Raw genomic sequence first — 21,745 nt, forward strand, 5'->3', positions numbered from 1 at the left:
CGGCAAAGCTGGGGTTCACCGAGGCAGAGCGGTTCCATGCCTGGGACGCCGAGCAGTGGCTCGGCCAGCGGTCCCCCGCCACGCCGTCCAGTTGAACGTCTCCTCAAACGATCAAGCTTGTCGACTGGCCGACGAACCCCGCCGCAGCACCTCCCACCTTGTCCGGGGCCATGCCTCCCTACCCGTCTCAGTCTCCGCGCGCGGAGCATGGGTGGGCTAACCTGCCCGCATGCGCGGACAGTTCACCGGCTGGCCGGAGCAGGCCATGGACGTGTTGTGGCAGCTCCAGGGCGAACCGACCCACGCGACCCGCGAGCTCTACCGCGCGGACCGCGAACGCCTGGTCCGACAGCCGATGATCGCGCTGCTCAACGAGGTCGCGGACACCGACCCCCGGTACGAGGACTTCTCCGTCTGGCACTACCGCACCAACTCCTGGTGGTGGCAGCACCAGGGCGCGGTGATCCGACTCGGCCGCAAGATCGAGATCAATCTCCGGTTCGACCTGGACGGCCTGCGGATCCAGGGCGCCTGGTGGTACCCCGACCCCGGCCAGGTGGACACGTTCCGCAAAGCCGTGGCCTCCGAGAGGAGCGGCCGCGAACTGTCCGCCATCGTCGAGGACGTACGGAACAAGGGCTACGACATCTCCGGGGACGTGATGAAACGCCCCCCGCGCGGCTACCCGACGGACCACCCCCGTACGAACCTGCTGCGCCACCGTTCGCTGATCGCCGCCCGCCCCCTCGGCTGTGAGAAGTGGCTGCACACCCCCGAGGCGGTCGACCGGGTCCTCTCGGCCGCCGCCGACCTGGACACCTTGCTGATGTGGCTGGTCCGCCATGTCAAGCGCGCCGCCTGACGTCACGAGGGCGCCGCGCGGCACGGGAGGAACTCGCACATCCAGCGCATGCTCCCGCCGTCATCAGACGGCATGCAGCCAAACGGCCACTTGGCCGAGGCAAGTGGGCGGTGCCGGTCGCCTCACCGGCCGGCCGGCCCCGCCCACAGGCCGTCGGCGGTCAGCCCCAGCAGGTCGATGGCGTTGCCGCGGACGATCCGCTCCACGACGTCGGCGTCCAGGTGCCCCATCTGGGCCTCGCCGACCTCGCGGGACTTCGGCCACGTCGAGTCGGAGTGCGGGTAGTCGGTCTCGTACAACACGTTGCCCACGCCGATCGCGTCGAGGTTCTTCAGGCCGAAGGCGTCGTCGAAGAAGCAGCCGTAGACATGCTCGGTGAAGAGTTCGGACGGCGGGCGGTGGACCTTGTCGGCGACGCCGCCCCAGCCGCGGTTCTCCTCCCAGACGACGTCGGCGCGCTCCAGGATGTAGGGGATCCAGCCGATCTGGCCTTCCGCGTACATGACCTTGAGGTTCGGGAAGCGCTCGAACTTGCCGCTCATCAGCCAGTCGACCATCGAGAAGCAGCAGTTGGCGAAGGTGATCGTGGAGCCGACGGCGGGCGGGGCGTCGGCGGAGGTGGAGGGCATACGGCTGCTGGAGCCGATGTGCATCGAGATGACCGTGCCGGTCTCGTCGCAGGCGGCGAGGAAGGGGTCCCAGTCGTCGGAGTGGACGGAGGGCAGGCCCAGGTGCGGGGGTATCTCGGAGAAGGCGACGGCGCGGACGCCGCGGGCGGCGTTGCGGCGGACCTCGGCGGCGGCCAGCTCGGCGTCCCAGAGCGGGATGAGGGTGAGGGGGATGAGGCGCCCCTGGGCCGCCGGCCCGCACCACTCCTCCACCATCCAGTCGTTGTAGGCCTGGACGCACAGCAGGCCCAGCTCGTGGTCCTTGGCCTCGGTGAAGGTCTGGCCGCAGAAGCGCGGGAAGGTCGGGAAGCAGACCGCCGACTGGACGTGGTTGACGTCCATGTCGGCGAGGCGGGCGGGAACGTCGTACGACCCCGGGCGCATCTGCTCGTAGGTGATGACCTCCAGCTTGATCTCGTCCCTGCTGTAGCCGACCGCCGTGTCGAGGCGGGTGAGGGGGCGCTGGAGTCCCTCGTACAGCCACCAGTCGCCGAGGGGGCCGTCGTCCCCGGGGGCACCCATCACGGGCTTGAAACGGCCGCCCAGGAAGCTGATCTCCTTGAGCGGGGCGCGGACGACGCGAGGGCCGGTGTCGAGGTACTTCTTCGGGAGCCGGTTCTGCCAGACGTCGGAGGGCTCCACCGTGTGGTCGTCGACGGAAATGATCTTCGGAAGTGCCGTCGTGGTCTCCATGGCGCTCACGGTAGCGCCGATCTGACGGTCCGTCAGCTGGGTGTGCGGTGGCCGATGGCGCCGGTTTCTGTGCGGAAGTGTGCGGAGAGAGAGTGAGGGCCTTGTGATATACCGCGCGCCCATCTGTGATCAGCCTCCCCACAGCTGACGCATCCGCCATGGACAAGGCAAACTGACGGGGTTGTAAACAGGCCCTAGGGGGACGGCGATGGACGGTGTACCGCGGGTGCCGGAGCAGAGGCGTCCCGGCTCCTCGACGGGGGCCGGGGAGGACATGGGGTCGGTGGCGGGAGCCGGGCAGGACACCAGCCCCGCGGCAACACCCCCGCCCCTGCGCTTCAGCGTGCTCGGCCCCGTGCGGGCCCGGCGCGGCGAGGAGCTGCTGAACACCGGTTCGCCGCAGCAACGCGCCCTCCTCGCCGCCCTGTTGCTGCGCGAGGGCCGTACCGCGACCGCCGCCGAGCTGATCGACGCCCTGTGGGGCGACGAGCCCCCGTCGCAGGCGCTGGCCGCCGTGCGCACGTACGCCTCCCGGCTCCGCAAGATCCTCGACCCCGGGATCCTGGTCAGCGAGTCCGGCGGGTACGCGATCCGCGGGCTCGGCGAGGACGCGCTCGACCTGGCCGCCGCCCAGGAACTCGCCACCGAGGCGGAGAAGGCCCGCAACACCGCTGACCTGTGCCAGGCGCGCAACGCGCTGACCCGGGCGCTGGCCCTGTGGGACGGCGAAGTGCTCGCGGGCGTGCCGGGGCCGTACGCCGAGGCACAGCGCGTGCGCCTTCAGGAGTGGCGGCTGCAACTCCTCGAAACCCGCCTCGAGATGGACCTGGAGCAGGGCTGCCACGCGGAGGCCGTCTCCGAACTCACCGCCCTCACCGCCGAGCACCCCCTGCGCGAGAGGCTCAGGGAACTCCTCATGCTCGCCCTCTACCGCAGCGGCCGGCAGGCCGAGGCCCTCGCGGTCTACGCCGACACCCGCCGCCTGCTCGCCGACGAACTCGGCGTCGACCCCCGCCCCGGCCTGCGCGAACTCCAGCAGCGCATCCTCCAGGCCGACCCCGGCCTCGCGGCCCCCTCCTCCCCGCAGCCCGAACCGGTCGCCGCGCCCGTCCGGCCCGCACAACTCCCGGCGACCGTCCCGGACTTCACCGGCCGCGCGTCCTTCGTCACCGAACTGAGCCAGGTGCTCGCCTCCGGCTCCGAGGGCCGCGTGATGGCGGTCTCCGCGCTGGCCGGCATCGGCGGCGTCGGCAAGACGACCCTCGCGGTGCACGTGGCCCACCAGTGCCGCGCGGCCTTCCCCGACGGGCAGCTCTACGTCGACCTCCAGGGCGCGGGCTCCCGGGCGGCCGAGCCGGAGACGGTCCTGGGCGCCTTCCTCAGAGCCCTCGGCACCGCCGACTCCGCGATCCCGGACTCCCTCCAGGAGCGGTCCGCCCTGTACCGCTCGGTCCTCGACGGCCGCCGGGTCCTCGTCCTGCTCGACAACGCGCGCGACGCGGCCCAGGTACGGCCTCTGCTGCCGGGCACGGAAGGCTGCGCGGCCCTGGTGACCTCCCGGGTCCGCATGGTCGACCTCGCCGGGGCCCATCTGGTCGACCTGGACGTGATGTCCCCCGAGGAGGCCCTCCAGCTGTTCACCAAGATCGTCGGTGAGGAACGGGTCGCCTCCGAGCGCAAGGCCGCCCTCGACGTGGTCGCCGCCTGCGGATTCCTCCCGCTCGCCATCCGCATCGCCGCCTCCCGTCTGGCGGCCCGCCGCACCTGGACGGTGTCCGTCCTCGCGGCGAAGCTCGCGGACGAGCGGCGGCGGCTGGACGAGTTGCAGGCCGGTGACCTCGCCGTGAAGGCCACCTTCGAACTCGGCTACGGCCAGCTGGAGCCCGCCCAGGCCCGCGCCTTCCGGCTGCTGGGCCTCGCCGACGGCCCGGACATCTCGCTGGCCGCGGCCGCCGCCGTACTGGACCTGCCCGTCGAGGACACCGAGGACCTCCTGGAGGCCCTGGTCGACACCTCCCTGCTGGAATCGGCGGCGCCCGGCCGCTACCGGTTCCACGATCTCGTACGGCTCTACGCGCGTGCGTGCGCCGAGCGGGACGAGTGGCCGCCGAGCGAGCGTGAGGCCGCGCTGTCGCGGCTGCTGGACTTCTATCTCGCGACCGCGGCGGCCGTGTACGCCCTCGAGCGGCCCGGCGACCGGCTGGTGGAGCACCTGGAGGAGATCCGCTACCCCGGGCTGTCCTTCGGGGACCGCCACACCGCCCAGGACTGGCTGTACGCGGAGGCCAACGCCCTGCTCGCCTTCGTCCAGCAGTGCGCCAAGGGGGCCCTGCTGCGACGCGCGGTGGATCTGTTGTGGGTGGCGAAGGACCTGGCCGAGTCGGGGGCCAACTCGAAGCAGTACGAGGTCGCCGCCGTCGCCCTGCGGGACGCGGCCGACGCGGCGGACGACCCGCGCAGCCGCGCGCGTGCGCTCACCACGCTGACCAACGTCCATCTCGTCGCCGGCCGCTTCGAGCAGGCCGACACGGAGGCCCGTCTGGCCATGGAGCTCGCCCGCGCGGCGGACGACCTGGCACCCCGTTGCTGGGCCGCCAACGACCGCGGCATCATCGCGCTCTACCAAGGGCGCCACCCCGAGGGCGAGGCGTACCTGAAGGAGGCCATCGAGAGCTTCCGGCTCGACCGGAACCTCGCGGGCGAGGCCAGCGCGCTGTGCAACCTCTCCCGCATCCACCTGGCCATGGGGCAGAGCACCAGTGCGGTGGAACTCGCCCAGCAGGGCATCGTCATCTACGACCGGCTGGGGCATGCGCTGCGCGGCGCGAACGGCCGGTACGCGCTGGGCCTGGCGCTCACCGGGCAGGGGCGCCTGGACGCCGCCGTGGACCGGCTGACGGAGGCGCTCGAGGTCTTCCGTGACAGCCGGCAGCGGCTGTGGGAGGGCATGACGCTCTTCCGGCTCGCCGAGGCGCACCTCGCCGGCCACCGTCCCGCGCAGGCCGCCGCTCTGACCGAGCAGGCCCTGGCCGTACTGCGGGGCATCGGCGGCGAGTGGCGGCGCGGCAACGTCCTGACGGTCCTCGGCCGCGCCCTCAGCGGGCTCGGGCAGCCCGGCCGGGCGGAGGCGTGCTGGCAGGAGGCGCTCGGCATCTTCGAGCAGCTGGGCTCGCCCGAAGCGGCCGACGTCCGGCTCCTGCTCACCCCGTCGGCCACCGTGTAGGGCGCCCGGCGGACCGGCGTTCATCGTTCGTTTATCGCCGCACGGCACCCTCAGGTTGTCGATCCGTCGCGTCGGGGGGCAGACGGGTCAGCGGTGGCCTCCATCGCTAGGGTTACCGACCCTGACATGCCCGCCCGGCGGCCCTCGGGGGAGTCGCCGGGCGGGCATCGCCCATCACACGAACGGGAGAGTCACCACCCATGAGTGCAACCGAGAAGCAGGACGGCACCATCAAGCCGCTCGACAACCACGCCACGGGGACCGAGGACGAGGTCAAGCCGCTCGACAACCACGCCACGGACGCCGAGAAGGTCGTCACCCTGGCCGCCGGCACGACGGACGGCACGGTCAAGCCGCTCGACAACCACGCCACGGACGAGAAGGCCTGACCAGGACTTTCCTCGCACGGGGATCGGCCGCGGCGGCGCGGAGGGGGAGCCGTCGCGGCCGAGGCGTGTCCGGGGGGCGGTCGCTCAGGGCCGGCGCAGCTCCCCCTTGACCACCTTCCCGCTCGCGTTCCTGGGCAGCGTCGCCACGAACTCCACGGTCCTCGGCACCTTGTAGTTCGCCATCTCCCGGCGGGCCCAGGCGATGAGGTCGTCGGCGGTGAGGACCGAGCCCGGGCGGCGGACCACGTACGCCTTGCCGACCTCGCCGAGCCGTGCGTCGGGTACGCCGACGACCGCCACGTCGGCCACCGCCGGGTGCAGCCCGAGCAGTTGCTCTATCTCCGCCGGGTAGGCGTTGAAGCCGCCCACGATGAACATGTCCTTCAGCCGGTCGGTGATCCGCAGGTTGCCGGCCGCGTCCAGGACGCCGATGTCACCCGTGCGCAGCCAGCCGTCCTCCGTCACGGCCTCCGCGGTGGCCGCCTCGTCCTCGTAGTAGCCGCGCATCACGTTGAAGCCGCGGACCAGGACCTCGCCGGGCTCGCCGGGCGGCGCCTCGACCCGCACCTCCGTCCCGGGGATGGCCCGCCCGGACGTCGACGCGATCACCGGCAGCGGGTCGCCGCGCCGGCACATCGTCACGATGCCGCTCGCCTCCGAGAGGCCGTACGCGGTCAGGACCGTCTCCACGCCGAGCTCGCCGTGCAGTTGCTCGACCAGACGCAGCGGCACGACCGCCGCGCCCGTCACCACCAGGCGCAGGGCGGACAGGTCGTAGGAGGACCGCGCCGGATGGTCGAGGAGCGACTGGTGGAGGGTCGGCGGGCCCGGCAGTACCGAGACGCGTTCCGCCGCGATGTTCGCCAGTACGGTGTCGACGTCGAACACCGGCTGCGGGATCATCGTCGCCCCGCGCATCAGGCAGGCGATCACCCCGGCCTTGTAACCGAAGGTGTGGAAGAACGGGTTCACGATGAGGTAGCGGTCGCCCTGCCGCAGCCCGGCCAGTTCGCACCAGACGTCGTACGCCCGCAGGGTCTGCTCGTGGGTGATCACCGCGCCCTTGGGGCGGCCGGTGGTGCCGGACGTGAAGACGATGTCCGAGGGCCAGGAGCCCTCGACCGCCGAGGCCCTCGCCCGTACCTCGGCCTGCCCGACCCCGTCCCCGCTCGCCAGGAAGTCCTTCCAGGTACGGAAGTCCGCCGGGGCGTCGTCCGACAGCACCACCACCTGCTCCAGCTCCGGCAGCGCCGGACCCTCCGCGACCGCCCGGCGCAGGGACGCGACGTACGACGTCCCCAGGAAGGTGCCGGTAACGAACAGCAGCCGGGTCCCGCTCCGGCGCAGCACGTCCGCCGCCTCGGCGCCCTTGAAGCGGGTGTTGAGGGGCACCAGGACCGCGCCCGCCGACACCGCGCCCAGCGCCGAGACCATCCAGTCCAGGGAGTTGGGGGCCCAGACGGCCACCCGGTCGCCCGGCCGCACGCCGTTCGCGATGCAGGCGGCCGCCGCCCGCTCCACGCGGGCGCCCAACTCGCCGTACGTGACCCGGTTCCGGCCCTCCACGACCGCCTCGGCGTCGCCGTACCGCTTTGCGGCCCGGGCGACCAGCTCCGGGATGCTCCGCCACTCCACATCGGCCTCCCCGAAAGCGGAAACGCATGAGCTGACTACCCGTCAGATTAGCTGTAGCCTGACGGGCTGTCAGCAGGCCTCACAGTGTGCGGAGGTGCGTGCAGCGTGACCCTCAAGGACGCCACGGCGATCGTCGGTATCGGACGGACCCCGTTCGCCAAACACCTCGCCGAGGACGAGCGGACCCTGGCCTGCCGGGCCGTGCTCGCCGCCCTCGACGACGCCGGGATCGCCCCCGGCGAGGTCGACGCCCTGGCCTCGTACACCATGGAGGAGACGGACGAGGTCGAGCTGGCCAAGGCCGTCGGTCTCGGTGACCTCACCTTCTTCAGCAAGGTCGGTTACGGGGGCGGTGGTTCCTGTGCCACGGTCGCCCATCTCGCGGCGGCGATAGCGAGCGGCCAGGCGAGCGTCGGTGTCGCCTGGCGGTCGCGCAAGCGCGGCTCCGGGCCCCGCCCCTGGACCAACACCACCGTCCAACTCCCCACCCCGGCCCAGTGGACGAGGCCCTTCGGCCTGCTCCGGCCCGCCGACGAGATCGCCATGCTCACCCGCCGCTACCTGCACGAGTACGGCGCCACCCGCGACCACCTCTTCAACGTCGCCCTCGCCTGCCGCAACCGCGCCAACCAGAACCCCGCCGCGATCATGTACGACCGCCCCCTGACCCGCGAGATGTACATGACCTCCCGCTGGATCAGCGAACCCCTCTGCCTCTTCGACAACTGCCTGGAGACCGACGGGGCGTTGGCCTGCGTGCTCGTCAGCAGGGAGCGCGCCCGCGACTGCCCGAACACCCCCGTCTACGTCCACTCCGCCGCCCAGGGCCTGCCCGCCCAGCACCACGGCATGGTCAACTACTGGAACGACGACCCGCTCACCGGGCCCGCCTGGACGGCCGCCCGGCACCTGTGGAAGCACGCCGACTTCACCCCGCAGGACGTCGACGTGGCCCAGATCTACGACGCGTTCACCTCCCTCGTCCCGCTCTCCCTGGAGGGCTACGGATTCTGCGGTCGCGGAGAGGGGGGTGCCTTCACGGAGGGCGGCGCCCTGGAGATCGGCGGACGGCTGCCGATCAACACCTCGGGCGGCGGGCTGTCCGAGGCCTACGTGCACGGCTTCAACCTCATCGACGAGGGCGTACGGCAGCTGCGCGGGACCAGCACCGCCCAGGTGCCGGACGCCACCACCTGCCTCGTCACCGCCGGCGAGGGCGTCCCCACCTCCGCCCTGCTGCTGACCAACAGGAGCTGACATGCTCGAACCGGTGAAGGATGCCACGGGCGCCCCCTTCTGGGAGTACGCCGCCCGGGGCGAGCTGCGCGTCCAGGCCTGCGCCGACTGCGGGGAACTCCGCTTTCCGCCCCGGCCCTGCTGCCCGCACTGCCAGTCGTTCGCCGAGGAGTGGCGCCCGGTCTCAGGGCGCGGCCGCGTCTGGTCCTACGTCGTCCCCCACCCGCCCCTCCTGCCCGACTACGCGGCGCAGGCGCCGTACAACGTGGTCGTCGTCGAGTTGGAGGAGGCCCCTCGGATACGGCTGGTCGGGAACCTGGTCGCCGCGGCCGGGGCGCCGCTGAACTCCCTCGATCCGGGCCGGATCAGGATCGGCGCCCGGGTGCACGTGGTGTTCGCCGAGGGGCTGCCGCAGTGGGTGCTGTCGTGACCGGCCTGCGGGTCACCGCCGACAAGGACACCGGTGTCGCCGTCGTCACCCTCGACCGGCCGCACCGGCTGAACGCCATCGACCTGGGTATGCGGGACGAACTCGTCGCCACCTGGCGGGAGTTGCGCTTCGACGAATCCGTACGGGCCGTGGTCCTGACCGGTGCCGGGGAGCGCGCCTTCTGCACGGGCCTTGACCGGGACGCCGAGGTTCCGCAGCCGGGCTCCCCCTACATGGCGGACGATCCGCTCCTGCACATCGGCCCGAAGTCCAACGACCTCTGGAAACCGGTCATCGCCGCCGTGAACGGGATGGCCTGCGGTGGCGCCTTCTACCTCCTGGGGGAGAGCGACTTCCTCGTCGCCGACCCGGCCGCCACCTTCTTCGACCCGCACACCACCTACGGGATGGTCAGCGCCTACGAGTCGGTGCTCATGGCGCAGGTCATGCCGCACGGGGAGGCCGCGCGCATGGCGCTGATGGGGACGGCGGAACGGCTCTCCGCCGAACGCGCCCACGCCATCGGGCTGGTCACCGAACTCACGTCACCGGGCGGGGCGTTGGCCGCCGCGGCCGCCGCCGCCGAGGTCATCGCCGGGTATCCGCCGGAAGGGGTGCAGGGCACGGTCCGGGCCCTCTGGGCGGCCAAGGAGGCCGCCGTGAAACAGGGCTTCGCGCAGGCGCCGCACCTCGTCGCGCTCGGGAATCTCCCGCCGGACCGGCAGGCGGAGCTGTTCCGTTCCCGGCAGTCCGGATTCCGGGTGCGTTAGCGCACCAGGTCGGCTTCCGGCTCGACCCGGCAGTGGTCGAGGTGCTTGAGAAGGGCGGCACTCGCATTCACACGGACGGTCGCCGTGCCTTTCGCGGGCACCGTGACCTCCGGGTACTCGACCGACAGCAGGTGCCCGCCCTTGTCGTCGAAGGAGAAGGACACCTTGAACGTGCCCTTGCGACTGTTCGGGTTGGTGACTTCGGCCGTCGAGTACGGGGTCGCCTTCGTCGCGCAGCTCACCACCAGCGCGGTGCCGTCCCTGAGCGTCGAGCTGCTGCGGGTGCTGGTGGAGCGAGGTGTATAGCTGTCGTGCTTCTGGCTGGAGCTGCTGCAGCCACCACCGCCGTCACTGTCCCGGTGGCTGCTCTTGTGCCGCCCGCTCTTGTGCCCGCTGGAGAACCCGGTCAGCGCGAGCACCACCGCTGCCATGACTGCCGTAAACCTGAGAACACGCCCCCGTGAATGCATGCGATCACTCTAACGGGGGCCTCCGACATCGCGCTCAGGTGGCCCTGGCGGTCCCCGTCCCCTTCTCCGCGTCCAGCGCGTACACGCACCGGTCCTTGCTGCACGCGTACACGACGCCGTCCCTGACCACCGGCGACCCGGTGATCTCCCCGCCGGTCGCGAGCTTCCAGCGCAGCCGGCCGTCGTCGGCCTTCAGGGTGTAGAGCAGGTGGTCCGTGGACCCGAAATGGATCCGTCCCTCGGCCACCGCGGGCGCCCCCACGATGTCCCCGCCCGCCTGGAACCGCCACTTCGGCGTACCGGTGACGGCGTCCAGCGTGTACAGCCCCTTGCCGCTGCCCACATGGACGTGGCCTCCGGCCACCAGCACCGGCTCGACGGACGTCCGGGCCTCGGTGGCGATGCGCCAGCGGTCGCGGCCGTCGGTCGCGTCGAGGGCGTACACCGTGCCGAGGTAGTCGGCGAGGTAGACCCCGCCGCCCGTGACCGCGGCCCCCGGTACGAAGGTCGGCGGGCACAGGAAGACCGCCGGGGCCTCGAAGTGCCAGCGCACCCGTCCGCTCGCCACGTCGAGGGCCATGACGCGCGTCCCGGCCGAGAGGTACACGAACCCGTCGTGGGCCTGGGCCACCCGGATCGGCACCCCGCCGCAGGAGGCCGCGTCGCCGATGGGGAACGCCCAGCGCTCCTCGCCGGTGCGGGCGTCCAGGGCCCGCAGACGGCCCTCCTGCCAGACGTAGACCGTGCCCTCGTGGAGCGCGGGTCCGGCCTCGGGGGACTCGAACTCGGTCTGGCAGCCGGCCAGCTCCCAGAGCTTGTGTCCGGTGGCGGCCTCCCAGGCCTGTACGCCGCCGCCGCGGGTCCCGGTGATCACCGTCCCGCGTTCGGCCTTGAGCGAGTACACCCACGCGTCCGTGTTCAGCCGCCACTGGTCGGCGCCCTCCCGGGCGTCGAGGGCGAAGAGCGTGGGGCCGTCGGAGGCGTGGATACGGCCGTCCGCGACCGCCATCGACCAGGCCACGTCCCGCGTCTTGAAGCGGCGGCGGCCGGTGCCGACGTCGAGGGCGTGCACCTCGAAGGAGGTGACGTAGACGAGGTCCCCGGCGACGGCCGGGGTGCCCCACACGTCGTTCGACATGCGGAACCGCCAGGGCCGCCAGCCGCCCGGGTTCTCCGGCGGCGCGGGCGGAGGTGCCGGTACGGCGGGGCCCACGGCGGGTTCCGTGCCGTTGACGCCGGGGCGCGGCCGGGACCAGGTAGCGACCAGGCCGGCCTCCGGCGGGGGCGCCTTCACGGCGGCGGCACGGGCGTCGGCGACGCGCGGTCCGGGCCCGATGGGCACCTGGGCGCCGGCGAGCCGCACGGGGCCGGTGTCGGGGGCGCCGACGGGGACGGGAGCGGGCTGCGGCGGGTCGTAGGCGGGCGGTGGCGGTACGGCGGGGCGGCCGCCTCCGCTGCGGGCACCAGCGGGCTGGGCGGGCGCCGGGCGCCCGCCGCGCCGCGACTCGATCATGGCGACGGCCTTCTCGGGCAGCCACGCCGACGCCGTACCGCTGTCGTCGGAGCCGGAGCCGAAGAGGTGGGGTGCCAGCTGGGCCTGGAGGTCGGCGGGGTTGGGACGCGCCGTGGCCTCCATCTGCATACAGGACTCGATGAGCGGACGCAGCTCGTCCGGGAGGCCCTCGAGGTCGGGGCCCTCGCGCAGCAGCATGAAGACCGTCTCGACCGGGTTGGCGCCGTGGAAGGGCGGGTGGCCGGTGGCGGCGAAGACCAGCATGGAGCCGAGCGAGAAGACGTCGCTGGCGCCGGTGACGCTGCGGGAGTCCTTCGCCTGCTCGGGGGACATGTAGGCAGGGGTGCCGACGGCGACGTTCGTCATCGTCAAACGCGTGTTCGAGACGCCGGACGCGATGCCGAAGTCGATCACCCGGGGGCCGTCCTCGACCACCAGGACGTTGGAGGGCTTGAGGTCACGGTGGACCAGCCCGGCGCCGTGGATGGACTGCAGCGCCTCCGCTACGCCCGCCGCGAGCCAGCGCACCGCCTGGGCCGGGAGCGGCCCGCAGTCGTTCACTATCTCCTCGAGGGAGGGCGCGGGGACGTACGCCGTGGCCAGCCACGGCACGGCCGCGCGCGGGTCGGCGTCGACCACGGCGGCCGTGTAGAAACCGGAGACCGCCCGGGCCGCCTCCACCTCACGGGTGAAGCGGACCCGGAAGAGCTGGTCCTCGGCGAGTTCCGTACGGACCGTCTTGATCGCCACCCGTCGGCCCGACGCCGAGCGCGCGAGATAGACCAGCCCCATGCCGCCGGCACCCAGCCGTCCCAGCACCTCGAACGGCCCGATCCTGCGCGGATCGTGCTGCGTCAGCTGATCCACCACTCTGCCTGCCACCTCCCCGTACAAGCCGCGCCACCCACATATGTACGCGACCCCGTGCAGCGTCTCACCACCGCACCGCCATGGCGGCACGCAACCCTGATTCTTCCTGGCCGGAGGCCCGGTGGCGAACCCGGGGTCAATTGGGGTGTCTCACCTCAAAGCGGAACCTTCTACCGCTCCGATCGCTCCAGAAGCGCGAACGACGCTCCCTGATTGTCGGTGACGACGGCCACTTTTCCGTACGACGTCTCGAATGGCGGCGCCTGGACCCGCCCGCCGAGCCGGCCGACCGTCCCGAGCGCGGCCTCGCAGTCCTCGATCCCGAAGTGCACGAGGAAGTGGGGCGGCATCTCGGCGGGGAACACGTCGGAGACCGGGGCGCGGCCGAAGTCGGGGTGGGCCTCGGGTCCGAAGAGGGCGTCGTGGAAGAGCCCGCCGTAGAAGGTGTTGGCGGCCTCGGTGTCCCGCGCGTACAGCTCGGCCCAGGCGAAGGTGCCGGGCTCGTGCCGCACACCGAAACCGGGGTGGCTGCCCGGCTCCCAGAGGCCGAAGACGGCCCCCTCCGGATCGGTGACCAGCGCGGCCGTCCCCAGCTCCGCCACCGGCGTGGGCGCGGTGACGACCTGGCCGCCGGCCGCCCAGATCCGGTCGGCGAGGCTCTCGATGTCCGGGGTGGCGAAGTAGACCGTCCACACGGTGGGCATCCGGCCGTCCGTCTTGTGGGCGAGGGCGGCGACGGCCCGGCCCTTGTGGTGGGCCCACACGGCACCCCCGTGGGCGTCCGGCCGGTCGTGGAAGGTCCAGCCGAAGAGCTCACCGTAGAACCGCTGTCCGGCGGCCACGTCGGGAAGCTGCGCGTCCACCCAGCAGGGGACGCCCTCGCCGTATCCCGTTCCGTCTGCGGATGCCCTGTTTTCGGCCATACCGTCAAAGTAACGGCGTCGCACACACCCCGCAGGACCAGGCACACCCGTCTCCCCGGCCCCGTGCACCCCATTTGCAGTCGGCCGAATCGCGCTCCGATCACCCCTCGGTAAGCTGACGGCATGACAGGACAAGTGCGTACCGTCGACGGCCGCGTGGCCGGCCGGCGTGGGCAGGCGACCCGGCAGAAGCTGCTCGACTGCCTCAGCGAGATGCTCAGCTCCTCCCCCTACCGGGACGTCAAGGTCATCGATGTCGCCCGGAAGGCGGGCACTTCACCCGCGACCTTCTACCAGTACTTCCCGGACGTCGAGGGCGCCGTCCTGGAGATCGCCGAGCAAATGGCCACCGAGGGCGGTCAGTTGACGCAGCTGCTCGAGGGCCGGTCGTGGGTCGGCAAGGCGGGATGGCAGACCGCGCAGGAACTCGTGGACGGTTTCCTGGAGTTCTGGCGCAAGAACGACGCGATCCTGCGCGTGGTCGACCTCGGCGCCGCCGAGGGCGACAAACGCTTCTACAAGATCCGCATGAAGATCCTCAACTCGGTGAACAACTCCCTCGTGGACGCGGTCACCGGGCTCCAGTCGAAGGGCAAGGTCGACAAGGACGTCAACCCGGCCGCGATCGCGGGTTCCCTCGTCGCGATGCTCGCGGCGGTGGCCTCGCACCAGAAGGGCTTCCAGACCTGGGGCGTCAAGCAGGCCGAACTCAAGCCGAATCTGGCGTTGTTGGTGCACATGGGCGTCACGGGCAGGAAGCCGACCAAGTAGCGTCCCTTTTCGAGTCCTGTCTGGCAGGCGGCTGTTCACACGGGTGGACAGCCGCCTGTCGTGCGTCCGGCCGTCACCTCCGGGTGATCCGGAAGAGCCGTATCTCCCGCTCGACCCGTGCCTGATAGGTGGCGTACGGCGGCCAGAACGCCAGCGCGGTCTTCCACACGGCCGCTCGCTCCTCCCCGGTCAGCAGGGCCGCCGTCACGTCGATGTCCTGTCCCTTCCAGCTGACCGAGGCCTCGGGGTGGGCGAGGAGGTTGGCGGTCCAGGCGGGGTGGCCGTCGCGGCCGAAGTTGGAGCCGATGAGAATCCAGGTACGGCCGTCCTCCTCGGGCATGCAGGCGAGCGGGGTCCGGCGCGGCAACCCGCTCCTCGCCCCGGTCGAGGTGAGCACGACCCCCGGCAGCATCTGCGCGCTGAGCAGGAACTTCCCCCGCGTGATCCGGTGCACGGCCCGGTCCAGGGCCGGAATCACATGCGGCGCGACCTTGGCGAAGCCGCGCGTGGACGACACCCGCTGGACCACCCGCGCCCCGATCACACCGACACCTCCGCCCGCTCGAAGAGCCGCGCCGCGTCGGCGGCGTGCGCCCGCAGCCGGTGCGCGGGGCCGAAGAGCAGTTCGTCCGCGGTGGCGCGCTTGAAGTACCGCTGCGCCTCGTGCTCCCAGGTGAACCCGATGCCTCCGTGCAGCTGAATGCCCTCGGCGGCGGCGGTCCGCAGGGCTTCCAGGGCCTGGGCGAGGGCGAGCCCACCGACCCGCCGCTCGTCGTGAACGGCGGCCCAGGCGGCGAAGTAGGCCGCGGAACGGGCCGCCTGAAGCTGGACGTACACATCGGCGAGCCGGTGCTTCACGGCCTGGAAGGACCCGACCGCCCGCCCGAACTGCTCCCGCTGCTTGACGTACTCGACGGTCATCTCCAGCACACGGTCGGCGGCCCCGACGGCCTCACACGCAAGGACGGCGGCGGCGGTCTCCCCCGTGCGGGCGAGGGCCCCCAGCACATCGGCCCCGTCATCGTCACCGAGCAACTCCGCTTCCACCTCGCGCAGTTGGAGACGGGCCTGAGGGCGGGTGGCGTCGAGAGCACGCTGCCGGGTGCGCACGAGCCCGGGGGCGTCACCGGGGACGAGGAAGAGGAGAGTACGGGACCGGACGAACCCTCCGGCATGGGCGGCCACGAGCAGGAGGTCGGCGCTGTGCCCACCGAGGACCTGGTCGACTTCGCCGTACAACCGCCAGCCGGAAGAGAGGGGTTGGCCTTCGGGACGAGATCGCCCCGCCCCCCCACCCGCACCGCCGGACCGCCGGGCCTGGACCCCGCCCGCGCGTCCTCCGCCCGCCCACTCGGCCCTGTTGTCGCCGGTGAGTCCCAACGCCGCCCCCGGTGGCACGGCGAGGGCGGCGGTCAGAGTGCCGGAAGCCATGCGGGGCAGCAGATCGGCGCGCTGCTTCTCGGTCCCCAGGGCCAGCACCAGCGGGGCCACGAGCACCGCCGTGCCCAGCAACGGCGTGGCCGCCAGCACCCGTCCCGTCTCCTCGCAGGCCAGTGCCAGTTCCGTCACCGAGCACCCCACACCGCCGTACGCCTCGGGAAGCGCCAGCCCCGGCAGTCCCAGCTGTTCGGCGAGGGCCGTCCACAGTGCCGGGTCGTACCCGGCCGGTGTGTCGGCAGCGCTCCTCGACTCCCCGGGCCCGCACCGCTTCCGCAGCAGGTCCCGCAACGCACTCCGGATCTCGTCCTGTTCGGCGGTGAAGCGAGCGTCCATGGCTCTTCCTCTTCCCTCCCGATCTGACGGTCCGTCATATTAGGAGCGCCCGCACCAGATGCCCAGAGGCAGGAGGCCCTCATGCCCCCCGGGAGCCGGAAAGTCGCGATCACCGGCGTGGCCCTGGCCGACTGCGGCCGCGTGGACGACGCGACCCCCTACGCCCTGCACGCCCAGGCCGCCCGCCGCGCCCTGGCCGACGCGGGCCTGGACCGCGAGCTGATCGACGGTGTGGCCTCCGCGGGCACCGGCACCCTCGCCCCCGTCGAGATCGCCGAGTACCTGGGCCTGCGCCCCACCTGGGTCGACTCGACCTCGGTCGGCGGCTCCACCTGGGAGGTCATGGCGGCGCACGCGGCCGACGCGATCGCCGCCGGACACGCGAACGCGGTCCTGCTGGTCTACGGCTCCACGGCCCGCGCCGACATCAGGGCGGGCCGCCGCACCGGCACCCTCTCCTTCGGCGCCCGCGGTCCACTCCAGTTCGAGGTGCCCTACGGCCACACCCTGATCGCCAAGTACGCGATGGCGGCCCGCCGCCACATGATCCAACACGGCACGGCCATCGAGCAGTTGGCGCAGATCGCCGTCCAGGCCCGCGCCAACGCCGCCCTCAACCCCGAGGCGATGTTCCGCGACCCGATCACCGTCGACGACGTCCTCGCCGGCCCGATGATCGCGGACCCCTTCACCAAGCTGCACTGCTGCATCCGCTCCGACGGCGGCGCGGCGGTGCTGCTCGCGGCCGAGGAGTACGTACGGGACTGCCGTACCGCTCCCGTCTGGGTGCTGGGCACCGGGGAGTACGTCTCGCACGTCAGCATGTCCGAGTGGCCCGACTTCACGGTGTCCCCGGCGGCGGTGAGCGGACGGCTGGCCTTCGAGCGGGCGGGCGTACGCCCCGAGGAGATCGAACTCGCCCAGATTTACGACGCGTTCACCTACATGACGCTGGTGACGCTGGAGGACCTCGGCTTCTGTGCGAAGGGCGAGGGCGGTGCCTTCGTGGAGAAGGGACGGCTGAAGGTCGAGGGCGGGGACCTGCCGGTGAACACCGACGGCGGCGGACTGTCCGCCCAACACCCGGGCATGCGCGGGCTGTTCCTTCTGGTGGAGGCCGTACGGCAGCTGCGCGGCGAGGCGGGCGCACGGCAGGTGCGGCGCGCGAATGGGTCGGCGCCGGGGCTGGCGGTGGCGTCCGGGACGGGGGGCTGGTTCTGCTCGTCGGGGACGGTGGTGCTGGGGCGTTAGGGTCCGTCTACGAGTAACTCAGACACCTGATCGGTGGGTCCACGGAGACCCCCAATCGCCCTGGCCAAAGGGGGCATTGGCACTCCTCGGCCACAGGATTCCCTTGAGCCGCTTTCCGCGCAGAGCTCACTCTGATCACTGGCTTCCGCTCACCAGGCCGGAAGCGCCGTCAGTGTTCAGGGGAGGACGCCACCCATGCGAAGACACCATGCCTTCTGGGCCGTGGCAGGAGCGGCCGGACTGCTCACGGGCGCGATCACGCCCGCCGCGGCCGGTTCCGGATCGCAGGTCACCGCACCGGAATCCACGCCCGTGCGGAGCGGCGCCGGGACCGGTGCCACGAGTACGCAGACCGTCACCCTCATCACCGGTGACACCGTGTCCCTCAGCGCCGGACCGGACGGCAAGTACGCCGTCGACGTCCAGCGCGGCAAGGGCCGTGAGGCCGCCACCTTCCTGTCCAGCGAGAAGGACGGCGAGGTCAGTGTCCTACCGTCGGACGCGATCCCGCTCGTGAACGCGGGCCGTCTCGACCCGGCCCTCTTCAACGTCACCCGGCTGGTGAAGCAGGGGTACGCCGACGCGAAGACCGGCGACACCCCGGTGATCGCGACGTACGCGAAGGGCAACGCGACCCCCGACGGCGCTCGCCGGATCCTCAAGCTGCCCACGATCAACGGCGCCGCGCTCAGCGCGAAGAAGTCGAGCGCCTTCTGGGCAGACATCGCCCCCGCGCTCGGCACCGCACCGACCGCGAAGGCCGCGCGACAGCTCGGCGAGGGGATCGACAAGATCTGGCTCGACGGCAAGGTCGAGGCGTCCCTCGACGTGAGCGTGCCGCAGATCGGCGCGCCCGAGGTGTGGAAGTCGGGCTACGACGGCAAGGGCGTCAAGGTCGCCGTCCTGGACACGGGCGTGGACGCCGGTCATCCGGATCTCGCCGGGAAGATCGCCGAGTCGACGAGCTTCGTGCCGGGCCAGGCGGTGCAGGACGGCCACGGTCACGGCACCCATGTGGCGTCCACGATCGTCGGCTCGGGCGCGGCCTCCGACGGCAGGCGCAAGGGTGTGGCGCCAGGCGCGGAGCTGCTGGTCGGCAAGGTGCTGGGCAACGACGGTCGCGGCCAGGACTCCTGGATCATCGCGGGCATGGAGTGGGCCGCGCACTCCGGCGCGAAGATCGTGTCGATGTCGCTGGGCGGTGACGCGTCCGGCCCCTCGGACGTACTGAGTGAGACCGTCGACGAGCTGTCCGCGTCCACCGGCACCCTCTTCGTGATCGCGGCGGGCAACTCCGGCCCGTCCGAGCAGACCATCGGCACTCCGGGCATCGCCGACTCGGCGCTGACGGTGGGCTCGGTCGACAAGTCCGACAAGCTGGCCGCGTCCTCCAGCCGCGGTCCGCGCATCGGCGACTACGCCATCAAGCCGGAGATCACCGCTCCGGGCGTGGCCATCACAGCGGCCCGTGCCGCCGGCACCACCATGGGCACGCCGGTCGACGCCTCTTACACGACCGCGAGCGGTACGTCGATGGCGACCCCGCATGTCTCGGGGGCGGCGGCGCTGATCGCGCAGGCCCATCCGGACTGGACGGGACAGCAGATCAAGCAGGCGCTGGCGACCACCGCGAAGACGAACACCGTCAACTCCGTCTTCGAACAGGGCGACGGCCGGGTCGACGCCGTACGGGCCGTCAACCAGGGCGTCTTCGCGACACCGACCCTGAGCTTCGGCACGTACGAGGAGAGCGACGCCGAAGTCGACACCAAGGACGTCACCTACACCAACACCACCGACAAAGCGGTGGAGTTGAAGGTCTCCTCGTCGCTCCCCGACGCCGCCCTGAACGCGGACACCGTGACCGTCCCGGCGAAGGGCAGCGCCACCGTCTCGGTCACGGTCGACCCGGCCGAGGAGGCGACGGGCCGGTACGCGGGCCACATCACCGCGAGCGCCGACGGCGTCCAGGTCACCACCGCCATCGGTTTCGAGAAGCTGGCGAAGACCTACGACCTGAAGCTGTCGCTGGTGGGCCGGGACGGCAAGCCGTCCACCTCGGCGTCGATCTTCACGCTGCAGGAACTGAACGGCGCCTACGAAACCTACGGATACCTCGGCGGCGGCTACACCTTCAAGGTGCCGGCCGGTACGTACTCCACGGCGTCCTGGATCTCGCAGCGGGACGCGGCCGGGCTGGAGATGAGCACCTCGGTCGTCGGCGATCCGCAGATCAAGGTCGACAAGGACACCGAGGTCGTCCTCGACGCCCGCACGGCGGTCGAGATCAAGCCGAAGACCAAGGAGGACTCCGAGTTCCAGGGCTTCAGCACCACCTGGCACCGAGAGGGCCCGGGCAGCAACTGGGGCCTGACCTACAGCCAGGGCTGGTGGACCGACCACGTCTACGTGGCGCCCACCGAGAAGGTCACCGAAGGCACGCTCGAGTTCTCCTCGAAGTTCCGTCTGTACGCCAAGGAGCTGACGGCGAGCGTCACCAGCCCCGAGAAGTACGCGCTGCCCCTCGACTACGCGCAGACGTCCAGCGGGTTCCCGGTGAGGTTCAGCGGTGCCCGCACGGTCCGTGCGGTGGACGCGGGCAGCGGCAGCGCGGCCGACTTCGACGGGCTCGACGTCAAGGGCAAGGTGGCGGTCGTCCGGGTGGCCGCCGGTGCGACGGCCGACGAGGCACTGGCCAACGCGACCGCGGCCGGGGCCGGTTACGTCCTCGCCTACCACGAGACGCCCGGGTACTGGATCTCCTGGGTGAAGAGCGCGACCATCCCGCTGATGACCGCCACCGGCGAGGACGGCGCGAAGCTCGGGGCCCTGCTGAAGAGCGGGAAGAAGGTCAGGCTGAAGCTGGACGGCACCGCGGTCAGCCCGTACGTGTACAGCGTGATGTTCACGCAGACAGGCGCCGTCTCGGACCAGCAGACGTACCACCTGAACAGCTCCAACACGGTGAAGCAGACGGTTCGCTACCACGCGGACAAGGCCGGTCGGGTCGGCAAGGACGCCGTGTACAGGTTCCGTCCCGGGCAGAGCTCCGACATCGCGACCACCGACAATGTGCGGCTCGGCACGGAGCGCACGGAGTACTACAACGTCTCCGACAACCGGATCTGGCACGCCGTCTACCCGGACACGAAGGCGAACAGGCCGCAGTGGGATTCCCTGCAGACCTTCGACAAGGCGGGCAGACTGCCCACCGAGGACTGGCTGCGCCCGGTCGTCCGCCCGGCGACCAGTGAGCAGTACGCCCTCTCCCAGCGCACTGGCGACAAACTCACCTTCGGCGTCCCGGAGTTGAGCGACGCCACACCGGGTCACTACGGGTCGGTGGACAACGTCCAGGACACCGCGAAGGGCACGCTGTACGCGGACGGACAACTGGTCGGCGACACCGCGCTCGGCGGAATCGGCACCTTCGACGTCCCGGCGGCGAAGGCCTCGTACCGCCTCGTGCTCGACGCCCGGCGCACGGCCGACTGGGCCGCGTACTCCACCGGCACCCACACCGAGTGGTCCTTCGCCTCGGCGCACACGGACCAGCGGACGGCGCTGCCGCTGCTCTCGATCGACTACGACGTGGACGGGCTCGACCTCCTGGGCCGTACCGCAGCGGGGCACACGTCGAAGCTCGGACTCTCCGTCCGGAACCAGTCGGGCGGCGTCACGGCCGGTGACCTGAAGGTCTGGGTCTCCTACGACGACGCCACGTCCTGGAAGGAGGTGAAGGTGAAACGCGGCGAGCTGGAACTCAAGCACCCGAAGGGCGCCACGTCCGTGTCGCTGCGCGTGCGGGCCGCCGACCGGAACGGCAACGCGGTCGACCAGACCGTGCTGCGGGCGTTCGGTCTGAAGTAGACGGACGGACGTCGATGGCCTGAAGGAGACGGCCTGAAGTGAACGGCGTGCAGGCGGACAAACGGCCTTAACAAAGATCGCCTACCGTGCCGAGCCATGGTGAACACGGCGTACGACACGGCAGGGCAGAGCCCCGCCGCGAGCCCCTGGGCCGCGGTGGGGGTCTCCGCGTTCGACGAGGTGCTGTACCAGGCCATCCTCAACCAACCCGACGCCGGCGCGGCCGGCTGGGCGTTGCTGACGGGTGCCTCCCCGGGCCGGGTCCGTGAGGCCTGCAACCGGCTGCTCACGCTCGGGCTGCTGCAACCACCGGACTCCATGGGCGGGTTACGAGCCGTCGACCCCCGGGTGGCGATCCGCGCGCTGATCAGGGCGGCGTGAGACGGAGTCCGAGCTGC

At 71.6% G+C, this 21,745-nt stretch carries 17 protein-coding genes and 1 pseudogene; 11 read left to right on the forward strand and 7 right to left on the reverse strand.

Annotated elements, in window-relative coordinates; genetic code table 11:
* Together ACIBJB_RS39765 and ACIBJB_RS39770 are read left to right on the forward strand one after the other, a co-directional pair.
* A pseudogene (locus tag ACIBJB_RS39765) lies at nt 1-95 on the forward strand (GNAT family N-acetyltransferase); the annotation flags it as partial.
* 134 nt (nt 96-229) lie between these two features.
* Nucleotides 230-862 (forward strand): DUF2461 family protein, encoded by a 633-nt coding sequence (locus ACIBJB_RS39770; protein ID WP_398938482.1) that lies wholly within the window; start codon nt 230-232, stop codon nt 860-862.
* A 122-nt stretch (nt 863-984) separates the two neighbouring features.
* Here the strand turns inward: ACIBJB_RS39770 and ACIBJB_RS39775 are convergent, their stop codons facing one another.
* Nucleotides 985-2,232, reverse strand: coding sequence for an amidohydrolase family protein (locus ACIBJB_RS39775; protein WP_398938483.1), 1,248 nt, complete (start codon nt 2,230-2,232; stop codon nt 985-987).
* A gap of 199 nt (nt 2,233-2,431) precedes the next feature.
* Between ACIBJB_RS39775 and ACIBJB_RS39780 the strand changes: the two genes are divergently transcribed.
* Both ACIBJB_RS39780 and ACIBJB_RS39785 read left to right on the forward strand, forming a co-directional pair.
* Nucleotides 2,432-5,446, forward strand: a complete 3,015-nt coding sequence (locus tag ACIBJB_RS39780; protein ID WP_398938484.1) for a BTAD domain-containing putative transcriptional regulator — start codon at nt 2,432-2,434, stop codon at nt 5,444-5,446.
* Between the two features lie 200 nt (nt 5,447-5,646).
* The gene (locus ACIBJB_RS39785) at nt 5,647-5,835 is read left to right on the forward strand and encodes a hypothetical protein (protein ID WP_398938485.1); all 189 of its coding nucleotides are present in this window, start codon (nt 5,647-5,649) and stop codon (nt 5,833-5,835) included.
* Between the two features lie 84 nt (nt 5,836-5,919).
* On the opposite strand, the gene ACIBJB_RS39790 is transcribed toward ACIBJB_RS39785, so the two are convergent.
* On the reverse strand, nt 5,920-7,470 hold the full coding sequence (locus ACIBJB_RS39790; RefSeq protein WP_398938486.1) for a FadD3 family acyl-CoA ligase: 1,551 nt from the start codon (nt 7,468-7,470) through the stop codon (nt 5,920-5,922).
* A 105-nt stretch (nt 7,471-7,575) separates the two neighbouring features.
* Between ACIBJB_RS39790 and ACIBJB_RS39795 the strand changes: the two genes are divergently transcribed.
* From ACIBJB_RS39795 to ACIBJB_RS39805, 3 genes are read left to right on the forward strand one after another with little or no spacing between them, the layout of a single operon-like run.
* On the forward strand, nt 7,576-8,727 hold the full coding sequence (locus ACIBJB_RS39795; protein WP_398938487.1) for a lipid-transfer protein: 1,152 nt from the start codon (nt 7,576-7,578) through the stop codon (nt 8,725-8,727).
* 1 nt (nt 8,728) lies between these two features.
* A complete protein-coding gene (locus ACIBJB_RS39800) occupies nt 8,729-9,136 on the forward strand; it encodes a Zn-ribbon domain-containing OB-fold protein (protein WP_398938488.1) in 408 nt (135 codons plus the stop codon).
* Nucleotides 9,121-9,906, forward strand: coding sequence for an enoyl-CoA hydratase/isomerase family protein (locus ACIBJB_RS39805; RefSeq protein ID WP_398938489.1), 786 nt, complete (start codon nt 9,121-9,123; stop codon nt 9,904-9,906). Before ACIBJB_RS39800 ends, ACIBJB_RS39805 begins: the two co-directional genes overlap by 16 nt.
* Here ACIBJB_RS39805 and ACIBJB_RS39810 read toward each other — a convergent pair.
* From ACIBJB_RS39810 to ACIBJB_RS39820, 3 genes are all read right to left on the reverse strand, one after another.
* The gene (locus ACIBJB_RS39810) at nt 9,903-10,337 is read right to left on the reverse strand and encodes a hypothetical protein (RefSeq protein WP_398938490.1); all 435 of its coding nucleotides are present in this window, start codon (nt 10,335-10,337) and stop codon (nt 9,903-9,905) included. The two genes, ACIBJB_RS39805 and ACIBJB_RS39810, sit on opposite strands and share 4 nt — an antisense overlap.
* A gap of 73 nt (nt 10,338-10,410) precedes the next feature.
* Entirely contained in the window at nt 10,411-12,759 is a 2,349-nt protein-coding gene (locus ACIBJB_RS39815) for a PQQ-binding-like beta-propeller repeat protein (RefSeq protein ID WP_398938491.1), read from the reverse strand.
* Nucleotides 12,760-12,929: 170 nt separating this feature from the next.
* Nucleotides 12,930-13,682: a VOC family protein gene (locus ACIBJB_RS39820; protein ID WP_398938492.1), complete on the reverse strand. Its 753-nt coding sequence runs from the start codon at nt 13,680-13,682 to the stop codon at nt 12,930-12,932.
* Between the two features lie 135 nt (nt 13,683-13,817).
* Between ACIBJB_RS39820 and ACIBJB_RS39825 the strand changes: the two genes are divergently transcribed.
* Nucleotides 13,818-14,453 (forward strand): TetR family transcriptional regulator, encoded by a 636-nt coding sequence (locus ACIBJB_RS39825; protein WP_398938727.1) that lies wholly within the window; start codon nt 13,818-13,820, stop codon nt 14,451-14,453.
* 73 nt (nt 14,454-14,526) lie between these two features.
* Here the strand turns inward: ACIBJB_RS39825 and ACIBJB_RS39830 are convergent, their stop codons facing one another.
* Nucleotides 14,527-14,997, reverse strand: a complete 471-nt coding sequence (locus ACIBJB_RS39830) for a nitroreductase/quinone reductase family protein (protein WP_398938493.1) — start codon at nt 14,995-14,997, stop codon at nt 14,527-14,529.
* On the reverse strand, nt 14,994-16,226 hold the full coding sequence (locus tag ACIBJB_RS39835) for an acyl-CoA dehydrogenase family protein (protein ID WP_398938494.1): 1,233 nt from the start codon (nt 16,224-16,226) through the stop codon (nt 14,994-14,996). The genes ACIBJB_RS39830 and ACIBJB_RS39835 overlap by 4 nt, the downstream gene beginning before the upstream one ends.
* Nucleotides 16,227-16,307: 81 nt before the next feature.
* Between ACIBJB_RS39835 and ACIBJB_RS39840 the strand changes: the two genes are divergently transcribed.
* The 3 genes from ACIBJB_RS39840 to ACIBJB_RS39850 all read left to right on the forward strand — a co-directional run bounded on the left by ACIBJB_RS39840 (nt 16,308) and on the right by ACIBJB_RS39850 (nt 21,728).
* On the forward strand, nt 16,308-17,477 hold the full coding sequence (locus ACIBJB_RS39840) for a thiolase C-terminal domain-containing protein (RefSeq protein WP_398938495.1): 1,170 nt from the start codon (nt 16,308-16,310) through the stop codon (nt 17,475-17,477).
* 195 nt (nt 17,478-17,672) lie between these two features.
* Nucleotides 17,673-21,347: a S8 family serine peptidase gene (locus ACIBJB_RS39845; protein WP_398938496.1), complete on the forward strand. Its 3,675-nt coding sequence runs from the start codon at nt 17,673-17,675 to the stop codon at nt 21,345-21,347.
* A 96-nt stretch (nt 21,348-21,443) separates the two neighbouring features.
* Nucleotides 21,444-21,728 carry a hypothetical protein gene (locus tag ACIBJB_RS39850; protein WP_398938497.1) on the forward strand — a complete coding sequence of 95 codons (285 nt, stop codon included), beginning with the start codon at nt 21,444-21,446 and terminating at the stop codon, nt 21,726-21,728.
* Nucleotides 21,729-21,745 lie beyond the last annotated feature (17 nt).

Source organism: Streptomyces sp. NPDC050759, assembly GCF_044456945.1.
GTDB lineage: Bacteria > Actinomycetota > Actinomycetes > Streptomycetales > Streptomycetaceae > Streptomyces.

Coding starts and splice junctions, on each gene's coding strand:
- ACIBJB_RS39845 (WP_398938496.1), top strand. CDS start 17,673: ATGCGAAGACACCATGCCTTCTGGGCCGTGGCAGGAGCGGCCGGACTG.
- ACIBJB_RS39785 (WP_398938485.1), top strand. CDS start 5,647: ATGAGTGCAACCGAGAAGCAGGACGGCACCATCAAGCCGCTCGACAAC.
- ACIBJB_RS39800 (WP_398938488.1), top strand. CDS start 8,729: ATGCTCGAACCGGTGAAGGATGCCACGGGCGCCCCCTTCTGGGAGTAC.
- ACIBJB_RS39780 (WP_398938484.1), top strand. CDS start 2,432: ATGGACGGTGTACCGCGGGTGCCGGAGCAGAGGCGTCCCGGCTCCTCG.
- ACIBJB_RS39810 (WP_398938490.1), bottom strand. CDS start 10,337: ATGGCAGCGGTGGTGCTCGCGCTGACCGGGTTCTCCAGCGGGCACAAG.
- ACIBJB_RS39820 (WP_398938492.1), bottom strand. CDS start 13,682: ATGGCCGAAAACAGGGCATCCGCAGACGGAACGGGATACGGCGAGGGC.
- ACIBJB_RS39835 (WP_398938494.1), bottom strand. CDS start 16,226: ATGGACGCTCGCTTCACCGCCGAACAGGACGAGATCCGGAGTGCGTTG.
- ACIBJB_RS39850 (WP_398938497.1), top strand. CDS start 21,444: ATGGTGAACACGGCGTACGACACGGCAGGGCAGAGCCCCGCCGCGAGC.
- ACIBJB_RS39840 (WP_398938495.1), top strand. CDS start 16,308: ATGCCCCCCGGGAGCCGGAAAGTCGCGATCACCGGCGTGGCCCTGGCC.
- ACIBJB_RS39770 (WP_398938482.1), top strand. CDS start 230: ATGCGCGGACAGTTCACCGGCTGGCCGGAGCAGGCCATGGACGTGTTG.